Below are 12302 nucleotides of genomic sequence, written 5' to 3'. Positions count from 1 at the left end.
CAGGAGGCGAGACCCCGATGAATAAAGTTGCAGAGCTTTTTGCAGAGGCCTATGGCCAGACGCGCGAGCAGGAAATGTCTTTGCAGGACTATCTCACGGCCTGTCGCGATGATCCCAGCATGTATGCCAATGTCGCAGAACGCATGTTGAAGGCCATCGGTGACGAGGAACTGGTAGACACATCAAAGGACGCCCGATTGGGGCCGATCTTCCAGAACCGGACGATCAAACGCTACTCAGCCTTCAAGGACTTCTACGGCATGGAGGACACGGTCGAACGGATCGTGGGGTATTTTCGCCATGCCGCACAGGGGCTCGAGGAACGTAAACAGATCCTCTATCTGCTGGGGCCGGTTGGCGGCGGCAAGTCATCGCTGGCGGAACGGTTAAAGCGCATCGTTGAGGATCAGCCGATCTATGTGCTGAAGGCAGGCAACGATATCTCGCCGATCTTCGAAAGTCCTCTGGGTCTGTTTGATCCCATCCGCATGGGCAAACTGCTTGAGGAAGAATACGGCATTGCCACCCATCGTTTGCCGGGCCTGATGTCACCTTGGGCGGTGCAACGCCTTGATGAGTTCGAGGGCGACATCAATAAGTTCACAGTTGTGAAACTGCACCCCTCGCGCCTGCGTCGCATCTGTGTCGCAAAGGTCGAGCCGGGGGACGAGAACAATCAGGACATCTCCACCCTTGTCGGCAAGGTCGATATTCGCCAGCTGGAACACTACAGCCAGGACAATCCGGATGCCTATAGCTTTTCCGGTGGTTTGAACCGCGCCACGCAGGGTGTGCTTGAATTTGTTGAGATGTTCAAAGCGCCGATCAAGATGCTGCACCCGCTGCTGACCGCCACGCAGGAAGGCAACTACATGGGGACCGAGAGCTTCGGCGCGATCCCCTTTAACGGTCTGATCCTTGCGCATTCCAACGAGAGCGAATGGCAGACGTTCAAGAACAACAAGAACAATGAGGCCTTTATCGACCGGGTGTCGATTGTGAAGGTGCCTTACTGTCTGCGGGTCTCGGACGAGGCGCAAATCTACGAAAAACTGATCCAGAACTCCGAACTGCGCGAAGCGCCTTGTGCGCCGGAAACCCTCAAAATCCTCAGCCGGTTCTCGGTGCTGACGCGTCTGAAGCCGCATGAGAACTCAAATCTCTACTCCAAGATGCGGGTCTATGATGGCGAGAGCCTGAAAGACACCGACCCCAAGGCCAAAACCGTGCAGGAATATCAGGACCGCGCTGGCGTTGATGAGGGTATGAACGGGGTTTCCACCCGCTTTGCCTTTAAGGTGCTGTCGTCGGTCTTCAACCACGACACCAAAGAGGTCGCAGCCGATCCGGTGCATCTGATGTATGTGCTGGAAGGGATGATCAAACGCGAACAGTTCCCGCAGGAGACGGAACAGAAATACCTGGAGTTCATCAAGACCGAGCTTGCGCCGCGCTATGAGGAGTTTATCGGCAACGAGATCCAGAAGGCCTATCTGGAGAGCTATACCGAATACGGCCAGAACGTCTTCGACCGTTATATCTCTTATGCGGATGCCTGGATCGAAGAGCAGGACTATAAAGACCCGGATACCGGGCAGCTCTACGACCGTGAGGTGCTGGACGCGGAACTCTCGAAAATCGAGAAACCGGTGGGCATCGCCAATCCCAAGGATTTCCGCAATGAGGTTGTGAAATTTGCTCTGCGGCACCGCGCCAACACCGGCTCGAACCCGGCGTGGAACTCTTATGAAAAGCTGCGCGATGTCATTGAAAAGCATATGTTCTCTCAGGTTGAGGAACTGCTCCCAGTGATCTCTTTCGGGTCGAAGAAAGACAGCAAGACCGAAGGCAAGCATCAGGAGTTCGTCGAGCGCATGCGCGCCCATGGCTACACCGACAGGCAGGTCCGACGCCTTGTTGAGTGGTACATGCGGGTGAACAAGGCGGGCTAACAGGCGGGAGGTGTCTTCATGCACCACTTCATCGACAGGCGCGCAAATCCAAAGGGCAAAAGCTTGGGGAACCGGCAACGGTTCCTCAGACGCGCGCGCGAAAATATCAAGGAACGCGTGGATCGCTCGGTGCGGGAAAAATCCATTGGCAGCGGCGAGAGCGTTCCGGAAAATGGTGAAAAAATCACTATTCCCTCTAAGGGGTTAAAAGAGCCACGGCTCTATCATGGCCCCGGCGGAAATCGCCAATACGTGCTGCCGGGCAACAAGGACTTTGTCGTCGGAGATACCATTGACCGCCCCCAAGGTGGAGCAGGCGAGGGAGGGCGCAAGGCCTCTGAGGATGGGGAGGGTGATGACGAGTTTTCCTTTACCCTGACGCGGGATGAGTATCTTGAAATCCTGTTTGACGGGCTGGAACTGCCCGATCTGGTGGAAAAGGCCACCGTTGAGACCGAAACCATCGGCACGCGTCGCGCGGGCCTGACTACGGCGGGCACCCCCAATAACCTCAATCTGGTGCGCACCATGCGCAACTCGCTGGGCCGTCGCATTGCCCTGCAGCGCCCCACAACCAAGAGCCAGCGTGAGCTGGAGGCGCAGATTGCCGCGTTGGAAGAATTAGAGGAGCGCTCGCCCAGTCAAGAACAGGTGCTGGAGGAGCTCACCGCAAAACTCGACGGCATCAAGCGCAAACGCCGTGTCGTGGGCTACATCGATCCGCTGGATCTGCGGTATGATACCTTTGTGCCGGAAAAAATCCGCAACTCCCGTGCGGTGGTGTTCTGCCTAATGGATGTCTCCGGCTCCATGCAGGAGCGCGAAAAGGATCTGGCGAAACGGTTTTTCCTCTTGCTGCATCTGTTCCTGACGCGCGGCTATGAGCACACCGAAATCGTATTTGTGCGCCATACCCATTATGCGCAGGAAGTGGATGAAGAGACGTTCTTTTACGCCCGCGAAACGGGCGGGACGATTGTCTCTACGGCGCTGGAAAAGATGAAGGAAATCATCGACGAACGCTACCCACCGGATGAGTGGAACATCTATGGCGCGCAGGCCTCGGACGGGGAGAATTTTGGCAATGACTCCGTGCGTTGTCGTAAAATCCTGACCGAGCAATTGCTGCCGATGTGCCAGTTCTACGCTTATGTCGAGATTGTCGAAGAAAGCGCGCAGATGCTTTTGGACAATACCGAGGCGGGCGAGGACCTGTGGCAGAACTACCGGCAAGTCAAAGAGGCCTGCAGGCATTTTGAGATGCAGCGTGTCTCTGAGCCGGGTCACATTTACCCGATCTTCCGAGAGTTCTTCCTGCCCAAGGTGAAAGGCTGACCCATATGGAGACCGCAAAGACCACCACCACACCGCTGTTCGATGGGCCAGAGTGGACGTTCGAGCTCTTGGAGAAAGCGCGCGATGCGATTGAAAAAATCGCATTGGGTGATCTGGGATTGGACGTCTATCCCAACCAAATTGAGATCATCTCGGCCGAGCAGATGCTGGATGCCTATTCCTGTGTCGGGTTGCCGTTGATGTATCAGCATTGGTCGTTCGGCAAACACTTTGCCCGCGACGAGGCGCTCTATCGCACGGGGCGTCAGGGCCTTGCCTATGAAATTGTCATCAACTCCAACCCCTGCATCAGCTACAATATGGAAGAGAACACCATGGCGATGCAGACGCTGGTGATGGCGCATGCGGCCTTTGGGCATAACCACTTCTTCAAGAACAACTATCTGTTCCAGCAATGGACTGATGCGGATGGCATTCAGGACTATCTGGCCTTTGCCAAAAACTACATTGCCGCCTGCGAGGAGCGCTATGGCTTTGACGCGGTGGAGGAAATTCTGGACGCAGCCCATGCGCTACAGTCGCAGGGTGTCTTTCGCTATGGTCGCCCGCCCAAACCGACGATCGAGGAGCGTCGCGCCATGCAGCAGTTGCGCGAGGCCTACGAGAAGGGGCAAAGCGCGCTGGATATCTGGACGGATGCAACGCTGGGGCTGAAGCGTGATCCAGACGCGCAAGATGAAGATCTGGACCACTCTGAGCGGCGCAAGCGCATGAACCTGCCACAGGAAAACATCCTTTATTTCCTTGAGAAACACAGCCCCGTGTTGGAGCCGTGGCAGCGCGAAATTCTGCGCATCGTGCGGATGCTGGCGCAGTATTTCTATCCGCAGAAACAGACCAAGGTGATGAATGAAGGCTGCGCGACTTTTGTGCATTACTACATCATCAACGCGCTTTATGATCAGGGTCTTGTGACTCAGGGCGCCTTGATGGAGATGATGCACAGCCATACAAATGTGGTGATGCAACCAGAGTATGACGACCCGCGTTACTCCGGTATCAACCCCTATGCGCTGGGCTTTGCGATGATGCAGGACATTCGCCGAATCTGCGAGGAGCCGACCGAGGAGGACCGCGAATGGTTCCCGGATATTGCGGGCGATCCTGACTGGCGTGGGGTGTTGCGCAATGCCTGGGCCAACTACCGCGACGAGAGTTTTATTCAGCAGTATCTATCGCCGCACCTGATCCGCAAGTTTAAGCTGTTCACGCTGACGGATGATGAGACGCATCCAAAGCTGGTGATCAGCCAGATCCACAATCGCGCGGGTTATAAGGCCATTCGCCGCGACCTCGCGAAGCAATATGATCTGGCCTATATCGAACCCGATATTCAAGTGAGCGATGCGGATCTAAAAGGGGATCGCACGCTCAAGCTTACTCACAAAGTGCGCGACAATGTGCATCTGGCCGAAGCCGACCGGGATGAGGTTCTGAGACACCTGCGCCGGCTCTGGGGGTATGACGTGAAGCTCGACGCGGTTGCGGATGTGCTGCAGTAGGTCCCGTAAGAGGTGATAAAGAAAAAGGCGGACCACCGGGGCCCGCCTTTTGCGTTTCAGATCAGTGTGATCAGAATTCGACCACGGCGCGGATGGATTTGCCCTGATGCATCAGTTCGAACCCTTCGTTGATCTGGTCCAGCGTCAGCTTGTGGGTGATCATCGGGTCGATCTCGATTTTGCCGTCCATGTACCAATCCACGATCTTTGGGACGTCCGTGCGACCAGAGGCCCCACCAAAGGCTGTACCGCGCCACGAACGGCCGGTGACCAGCTGGAACGGACGGGTGGAAATCTCAGCACCTGCGGGCGCAACACCGATGATGATGCTCTCGCCCCAGCCCTTGTGGGCGGCTTCAAGCGCGGTGCGCATGACATTGACGTTGCCAGTGGCGTCAAAGGTGTAATCGGCACCGCCGCCAGTAAGTTCCACTAGATGCGCCACCAAATCGCCCTCAACTTCGGAGGGGTTCACAAAGTCGGTCATACCGAATTTCTCGGCCATCTCGACCTTGCCGGGGTTGAGGTCAACGCCCACGATCTGATCCGCGCCAGCCAGACGTAGGCCCTGAATGACGTTCAGACCAATGCCGCCGAGGCCAAACACAATGGCGGTAGAGCCGATTTCGACCTTGGCTGTGTTGATCACCGCACCGATGCCGGTCGTGACGCCGCAGCCGATGTAGCAGACTTTGTCAAAGGGGGCGTCCTCACGGATCTTGGCCAGCGCGATTTCGGGCACCACAGTGTGGTTGGCGAAGGTGGAACAGCCCATGTAGTGGTGGATCGGCGTCCCATCAGGAAGCGAGAAGCGGGTGGTGCCATCAGGCAGGAGCCCCTGACCCTGCGTGGAGCGGATCGCCTGACACAGGTTGGTCTTGGGGTTGAGGCAGTAATCACACTCGCGGCACTCGGGCGTATAAAGCGGGATCACGTGATCGCCGGGTTTCAGGCTTTTGACGCCTTCGCCCACCTCGATCACTACACCTGCGCCCTCATGGCCCAGGATCGCCGGGAAGATACCTTCGGGGTCATCGCCAGAACGGGTGAACTCATCCGTATGGCACAGTCCGGTGGCCTTGATTTCTACCAGAACCTCACCCGCCTTAGGGCCTTCGAGGTTCACGTCCATGATTTCCAGCGGCTTGCCTGCTTCGAGGGCCACTGCGGCGCGGGTCTTGATCATCACTTTGTCCTTCTTCTCAGACTTTTCAGACCGTTACGCCCGCGTTTGGAATGGCAGGGCAGGCGTAAACAAACGGGTCTTGGCTCTTGAGATCGCAGTTGCGACCGTATTTTGCGGGGCCGTTGGGCGCTGCACCAGTGGGTTCAGGGGTACATCACGCCAAGGGGCGTGCGCAACCATCGAAAACCACGGCAGGCGGCGCGTGATAGCGGTCTTCATACCTATAGCGGGCGCATGAGAGGGGAGAGGTGCTCAAAACCGACGCAAGCATAGTGTGCTGCGTCACAAGCACGCCTGCGCTCAAGTTTCCGTGGAGTGGCTTGAGATTGCTTGCAGTCATGTCCATCTTGGGAGAGACGCAGGATAACGCTATAGGCTGTTTCTGCAGCAAGGTTGTGGGAGGCACAGACAGATGAACATCGGTGATGTTGCGGCCAGGTCGGGTCTCCCGGCCAAGACAATCCGCTACTATGAGGACATCGGTCTGATTTGCCCAAACCGCAGCGCCAATGGCTACCGCTGCTTTGAAGAGCGCGATCTGCACAAACTGGCGTTTCTGGGTCGCGCACGCGCGCTTGGCTTTTCGATCGAGGACTGCCGCCTGCTGCTGGGTCTCTACGAGGACGACAGCCGTGCGAGCGCGGACGTAAAGCAGTTGGCGCAGGCGCATCTGAGCAAGATCGAGGAAAAGATCAATGATCTGGAGGCGATGCGCGCCACTCTGAGTGAGTTGATCACCTGCTGTTCCGGCGATAATCGCCCCGACTGTCCCATACTGAAGGACCTGTCGGGCGAATGTGAAGACGCGGGCTAAGACCGCCCGCGTTTGATTCTCTAAGGTCTATTGTATTTACCACCTGAGGCGTCGCGCAGCAGGGGGCGGTTTTACAATGCGCTGGGCCAGAAGGGATTTGACCACGCACGCTGGCCTGCTCGATCAATCACCGTGATCCGCAGCCACGGGCTGTCTTGCAAGCGCCCAAGTTCGACGGTCGTGTCTGTCAGGCTTTCTCCGCATACATCCATCGTGGCGTTGTTGTAGCCCTGAACGATCACGGTGCTTGCGGCGGAGCTCTTTACGCGGATCTTGTCGCCTTCATACCAGATGCCGTGGATTTCGGGGCCTTGTGAGGCGTAGAATTGCCCTGCTTTTAACGCAGCAAGGAGGTCTTCGGGAGTGTTGGCCACGGCCTTGACCATGACCCAGCCGCCAAAGGCGTCGGGGCCTTTGAAATGGGCATCATCTGTTGCGATCAGGTTCAGTTTGCGCCCTTCGCTCAGCAGCAGCTCCAGTATGGGCATGCCGGTGCCGCGATCCGATAGGGTGTGACAGCCGTGGTTGTAGACCTCCACGGCATGGGCCGCTTCGATGCTGCGGGCGTCGTGCTCGGTAAGGCCAGACCATTGCGGATGAGCGATGGCGACAAACGCTCCGGCCTCGCGTGCGCGCTGGGCGATTTCGGGGCCGGTTTCCTGTCCATCTACGGGCTGAAAGTCAGGCGTGTGTGAGGGAGCGAAGTCTGCGGGCAAGCCAACCGCAAGCAGGTGCCACAACTCGCCATTATCCTGCGCGCCGGAGTGCATTTCGATCCCCAGAAGCGTTGTAAATTGCGCGTCGCGGTAAGGTGTGGTGTCTGTGATCGGATAGTCCCATCGCCCCACGAAGTGATCGGTCAGGGAGATAAAATCATATCCTTGCGCCTTGTATCGGCGACACACCTCAGCTGGCGGCAATGCACCATCAGAGACATCGGAATGCGTATGGAGATTGCCACGGTAGAAATTGCCCGGTGCATTGAAGGGAGGAAGCAGCATGGAGTTTTCATCTTTTTAAAACTGTATGCGCCACCGCCTAGCATCACATTGCTACAAGCAGATGACTTTCAGATGACACTGGCGCGGAGAATCGCGGTGCGTCGTTCTCAATATGTTCATACGCTGCAGTGACGCCCTGTCCTGGGGACGCGCGCGTTTAGCGATATTTATTTTTGTGGTGAAAGTTTGAGCAGTTCGCCGGTGCAGGGCTGATATCTTGTGCATCGGTTGCCTGAAGGCCACTCAAAGTGGCGATTGCAGCGTGTGGCTGTCGATGAAATCGAAGGGGGGACGAAGCGAATATCCTTCACGAGATTAGGGTAGGAGGGGATGACTCCTCACCGCAAAATGCATGCAAAAACCCGCATGTTATCAAGGCTTTCCCACGTCGCGATCCCCCTCTGATTGCATATGAATCATTTTGTTTAGCTACCATAGGTTGTGCGTAATTTACCTTCGTTAAATTCGTGATTTATCCGTTTGCACTTTGTTAACTCGTTGCGTTGATGGGATTTTCTCAAAGGAATTATTTTTTGTTTGTCGGTTCGGGTATTTGCTGTTTTAATGGTTGCCGTAAGGCTGCAGGCGCTTATTTATCTGTTTTTTTGCTCTTGTGGTTCGCGTAACTTGTATGGCGAGAGTATCCAATGGTTGTAGTTTTGAAAGTTCGTCAATATGGCGCGTTTGGTGTTTATCGGCCAGACGGAGAACCAATTCAACTTGGCGCAAAACATCAGGCGCTTATGGCTCTGATGATTACTGCCGAAGAAGGCATTCGAACTCGGGCGTTTCTTGAGCATACGCTGTGGAGTTTTGCCCAGCCCGAGCAGGCCAAAGCAAGCCTGCGTACGGCATTGTCTACCCTGCGAAAACACATCGGACCCTCCGCGTCGGCTGCGTTGCGCGCCAACCGGGAACGGGTGACGCTTGATCTCAGTATGATCGAGGTGGAACAGGACACATCGCGCGGAGAATTCATGGAAGGCTTTGAACTTCCACATGAACATGCCTTTGCAGACTGGTTGGCAGAGATGCGATCACAGAGTGCAAACACCGCAACATCTGTGCAAGAGCAGCCTTGGGCACCGCGCGACAGAAGCCGCGTCATTTTGGACGAGTTGCTGCCGTCGATTGCAGTATTGCCTTTTGCCCAGCGCTCGCCGGGTGGGGCGAGTGCGCCACTTGGTGCGATCTTGTCCGAAGAATTGTCGCGGCAACTATCGCGTAGTCAGGCGTTTTCCGTCACATCCTACATGGCGTCCCGGCAATTCAGCATCGAAGAGGTCCGCCCCGCAGAAGTTTCCTCAATTGCTGGCGTCAGTTACCTCGTTTCCGGCTCTGTTTTTGTGAGCGGTCATGATTTCATTTCGCAAATTGATTTGCATGACGCGCATCGTGAAAAAGTCATTTGGTCGCGGGAGTTTCGCGGGAGTCTTTCAGATCTCTTAATGGGGCAGAGCGGGTCTTTGCGTGATGCCACCAGCCAAATTGGCCAAACCGTTGTTGGAGAGGCCGTGCGATTGGTCAGTTTTCGACCGCTTTCCAATCTCGCCAATCATACATTGCTGATGGCCGCAATCGTGATGATGCAGAGCAAACATCACGATCAGTTTGAGAAGTCGAACGAGATCCTCGACACGTTGATGGAACGCGAGATGCACCACCCCGTCGTTCTGATATGGGCAGGCATTTGGCAGGTGATGCGGGTTCAAAAGGGGCTGTCGGACGATCGTCGCAAAAGCACCCTGATGGCGGAGAACCTTGCCAATGCAGCGCTGGCGCAGGACCCTGCGTTCTCTCTGGCCCATACGCTCAAGGGCATGATCGCGAGCTATCTGACGTTTGACTTCGACAATGCGCAATACTCCTACGACAAGGCGTTGCAGGACAACCCAAACGAGGCTCTGGCGCTGTTGTTGAAGGGGGCGACCCGCGCCATGCAGAACCGCCCGGATGAGGGGGTGTTGCTGACAGAGGCGGCGCGCAAACTGACCCCGCTGGGGCCGCAGCGGTACTATTTTGATTCACTCGCAGCCTCGGTGAGCCTGGCGGCACGCGATTACAATCGTGCGATAGAGCTGGCAGATCAGTCGCTGCAGGAGAATGACACCTATCCGTCGACCTTGCGTACCAAAGCGATTGCGCTGCAGATGTCGGGCCGCGCACAGGAGGCGCGTGATGTGGTCGAGTGCCTGATGAAGGTCACGCCGGATTTTTCACTGTCGCGCTACATGCAGGAACATGCTGCCGCCTTCACCCCGTCCGGCCCTGATTGGGCCAGCGCGTTGCGGGAGGCAGGTGTTCCAGAATAACACCTACCTGTCACCACTCAGGCATTGCCCCTTTGGAACCGCATGGTTTTGAAGGGGTATTTTTAGTGAATATGCGCCCTGCACGGCCCGCAGTTGTCGGGCTTACGAGTTGGTAACTATGTGTTCTCAAAGAATATCTGAGCATTTTTTGAGGGAGGCGGCATTTTTTCGGAAAAACCCCTTGCAGCCCCTCCAAACTGTCATTAGAAGGCCCCTCACAGACAGTGTTGGGATGTAGCCAAGTGGTAAGGCAACTGTTTTTGGTACAGTGTACCGTAGGTTCGAATCCTACCATCCCAGCCATTTTCTTCCTGAACTAGACACGCTTGAGCTCCGGACCATCCGGAGTATGTCTGCGTTCAAACTCTATACAATCAACGTTGAATACGCTGATCTGGAGACAGATCTGTTTGGTACGGGTTGTGTGTGCCTACCGCTTTAGCGCACGTCGAACGTCGTGATGGCCAGCGCCGCCTGACCTGAGAGACTTCCTTGCAGCCCGGCAAAGACATCCTCTGCCAGACGACCGTTCCGGTCCCGAATCTGTTGCATGGGACTGCGGCTGGCGATTGCGATGAGCATCTGGGCTGTGTCCCGGCGTGGGCCGGATCGGGTGACGGGGACGTCAAACCGGGTGAAATTACCGGATTGAGACAAAAAGCGCTGCAGATCCTGCACGACGCCATTATTGTCCACCAACAGCAACGCCACGTATTTGCCAGCCGTGCCGCGCAATACGCCAGTCAGCCGCGTCCCGCTGGCGACACTGCTCGCATCAAGCCGAAGGCCCAGCCGGGTGGCTGGATAGTCCCGATTGTCCTTGATGTATTCCACTGCCGGGCATTGCCGCGGGTCAAGCAGAGTGCGGGTTTGGCGCAGATCGCTATCCGACTGGGTGAGAACGGTCTCGGAAAAGCGCGAGAACGCGGTATCCTGAGCGGCCATCATATCGAGGCCGACGCCATCCTCTCCGTCACGACGGGGCAGGGTGAGCAGACATTCCGCCCCGGCGTTGGAGCGAATTTTGCGGATGAGATCACCCACCGCGAGGTCCTGCGCACTGGCGGGCGGGCGGGCAGTCGTGGAACCTGTGGAGCGCCCCGGATCGGTGGCACCGCTAACGGGAGAAGGCAGGGCGGCAACAGGTTCCACACTCGCGATCTGGCTGGTCGCCACGGGTGCAGCCACCGCCGCGCCCGATGTGATCGGAGCGACCGCCACCGGATCACCAGCTGATGAGGGAAGCGCTGTGACAGTTTCCGGGATCAGCGGGCTCGTGTCCTCGGGAATGAGGGGCGAAAGCGGGGCCGTTGATGAGGTTGGCACTTCTTCAGGGGGAAGTGTTGTGGCGTCTGTCGCTGATGGTTCGGCCTCGGGTGAGACCGGATCGGCAATGACCGGAGGGAGCGCTTCGATGGGGAGTGCCTCTGTCGGAGCGGGGGTGAGGGCGGCGAGTTTTTCCACCTCGCTCTCCTCTGGAGAGGTGTGTTCTGCCTCGCCTTCCAGGGCGGCAAGCTGCTCTGGTGGGCTACTTTCGGTTCCAGCTTCAGCGCCAGCCATGCCCTCGCGAAGTTCAAGCCCCGCGAGGGTGTTGGAATCCAGTGGTTGCAGGGTCACGCTGTATCGTGGCTGGTCGGGTGCCACCCCCGGTCCGGTCAGGAAGGGGTGCAACCCACCCAGAAGCAAGGCGCCAACTGCGACATGCGTCACCAATGAGCCGCTACCGGCAAGGAGCCAGTTGGGCGTGTCGGATTGGCCATAGGGGAGGATGCTCACGTGTCTGCCTGCTCGTGGATTGTGACCAATGTGACATTGAGCGTCCTAAAAGGGGGCTGCGCCAGCAGTTCAAGCAAATCGAGTGCAGGTGCCGTGCGTTCCATCAGCACATAGAGTGTCTGCGCCCCCTCCAGCATGTCATCAAGCTGAGTGAGCGCCACAGATTCGCCGTCCAGTAACAGGCCGCCGTCGAGGCGCACTTCTAAGAGCGGGCTGGGCAGTTGCTCTGGGAAAAGCTCCTGTGTCGTCGGAAGGTCTATATCGGTGTCCTGCGCAGATATCAGCGACCCGCTGGCAAGAAAGAACAGCAGCAACAGCAGAACCACATTCACGATGGCCAGTGAGGTGTCGGTCTGCACCCGCTGTGCGCGGGGCGGAAGGAGTGGAGTACGGCGCACCATGG

At 57.0% G+C, this 12302-nt stretch carries 9 protein-coding genes and 1 tRNA gene; 6 read left to right on the top strand and 4 right to left on the bottom strand.

Annotated features, from left to right (window positions below):
• Positions 1–17 precede the first annotated feature (17 nt).
• Genes K529_RS10895 through K529_RS10885 form a run of 3 tightly spaced genes read left to right on the top strand, consistent with a single transcriptional unit; the run spans position 18 to position 4810 of the window.
• The gene (locus tag K529_RS10895) at positions 18–1952 is read left to right on the top strand and encodes a PrkA family serine protein kinase (RefSeq protein ID WP_005623060.1); all 1935 of its coding nucleotides are present in this window, start codon (positions 18–20) and stop codon (positions 1950–1952) included.
• Positions 1953–1970: 18 nt separating this feature from the next.
• Positions 1971–3287, top strand: a complete 1317-nt coding sequence (locus K529_RS10890; protein WP_005623057.1) for a YeaH/YhbH family protein — start codon at positions 1971–1973, stop codon at positions 3285–3287.
• A gap of 5 nt (positions 3288–3292) precedes the next feature.
• The gene (locus K529_RS10885) at positions 3293–4810 is read left to right on the top strand and encodes a SpoVR family protein (RefSeq protein ID WP_005623054.1); all 1518 of its coding nucleotides are present in this window, start codon (positions 3293–3295) and stop codon (positions 4808–4810) included.
• A gap of 70 nt (positions 4811–4880) precedes the next feature.
• On the opposite strand, the gene K529_RS10880 is transcribed toward K529_RS10885, so the two are convergent.
• On the bottom strand, positions 4881–5996 hold the full coding sequence (locus K529_RS10880) for an S-(hydroxymethyl)glutathione dehydrogenase/class III alcohol dehydrogenase (RefSeq protein ID WP_005623050.1): 1116 nt from the start codon (positions 5994–5996) through the stop codon (positions 4881–4883).
• 412 nt (positions 5997–6408) lie between these two features.
• On the opposite strand from K529_RS10880, the gene cueR reads away from it, so the two are divergent.
• Positions 6409–6810: a Cu(I)-responsive transcriptional regulator gene (cueR, locus tag K529_RS10875; RefSeq protein WP_005623046.1), complete on the top strand. Its 402-nt coding sequence runs from the start codon at positions 6409–6411 to the stop codon at positions 6808–6810.
• Positions 6811–6881: 71 nt separating this feature from the next.
• On the opposite strand, the gene K529_RS10870 is transcribed toward cueR, so the two are convergent.
• Positions 6882–7811 carry a CehA/McbA family metallohydrolase gene (locus tag K529_RS10870; protein WP_005623043.1) on the bottom strand — a complete coding sequence of 310 codons (930 nt, stop codon included), beginning with the start codon at positions 7809–7811 and terminating at the stop codon, positions 6882–6884.
• A gap of 647 nt (positions 7812–8458) precedes the next feature.
• Here K529_RS10870 and K529_RS10865 point away from each other — a divergent pair.
• Together K529_RS10865 and K529_RS10860 are read left to right on the top strand one after the other, a co-directional pair.
• A complete protein-coding gene (locus K529_RS10865; protein WP_005623040.1) occupies positions 8459–10123 on the top strand; it encodes a hypothetical protein in 1665 nt (554 codons plus the stop codon).
• 228 nt (positions 10124–10351) lie between these two features.
• Positions 10352–10426 (top strand) — tRNA-Gln (locus K529_RS10860).
• 135 nt (positions 10427–10561) lie between these two features.
• Here K529_RS10860 and K529_RS10855 read toward each other — a convergent pair.
• Both K529_RS10855 and K529_RS10850 read right to left on the bottom strand, forming a co-directional pair.
• On the bottom strand, positions 10562–11899 hold the full coding sequence (locus K529_RS10855; protein WP_005623037.1) for a hypothetical protein: 1338 nt from the start codon (positions 11897–11899) through the stop codon (positions 10562–10564).
• Positions 11896–12300, bottom strand: a complete 405-nt coding sequence (locus K529_RS10850; RefSeq protein WP_005623034.1) for a biopolymer transporter ExbD — start codon at positions 12298–12300, stop codon at positions 11896–11898. The genes K529_RS10855 and K529_RS10850 overlap by 4 nt, the downstream gene beginning before the upstream one ends.
• Positions 12301–12302: the final 2 nt, after the last annotated feature.

The sequence above is a fragment of the Tritonibacter mobilis F1926 genome, from assembly GCF_000376545.2.
Taxonomy (GTDB): domain Bacteria; phylum Pseudomonadota; class Alphaproteobacteria; order Rhodobacterales; family Rhodobacteraceae; genus Epibacterium; species Epibacterium mobile.
This window is presented reverse-complemented; position numbering and strand designations above follow the sequence as displayed.

Coding starts and splice junctions, on each gene's coding strand:
- K529_RS10895 (WP_005623060.1), top strand. CDS start 18: ATGAATAAAGTTGCAGAGCTTTTTGCAGAGGCCTATGGCCAGACGCGC.
- K529_RS10885 (WP_005623054.1), top strand. CDS start 3,293: ATGGAGACCGCAAAGACCACCACCACACCGCTGTTCGATGGGCCAGAG.
- K529_RS10870 (WP_005623043.1), bottom strand. CDS start 7,811: ATGCTGCTTCCTCCCTTCAATGCACCGGGCAATTTCTACCGTGGCAAT.
- K529_RS10890 (WP_005623057.1), top strand. CDS start 1,971: ATGCACCACTTCATCGACAGGCGCGCAAATCCAAAGGGCAAAAGCTTG.
- K529_RS10850 (WP_005623034.1), bottom strand. CDS start 12,300: ATGGTGCGCCGTACTCCACTCCTTCCGCCCCGCGCACAGCGGGTGCAG.
- K529_RS10865 (WP_005623040.1), top strand. CDS start 8,459: ATGGTTGTAGTTTTGAAAGTTCGTCAATATGGCGCGTTTGGTGTTTAT.
- cueR (WP_005623046.1), top strand. CDS start 6,409: ATGAACATCGGTGATGTTGCGGCCAGGTCGGGTCTCCCGGCCAAGACA.
- K529_RS10880 (WP_005623050.1), bottom strand. CDS start 5,996: ATGATCAAGACCCGCGCCGCAGTGGCCCTCGAAGCAGGCAAGCCGCTG.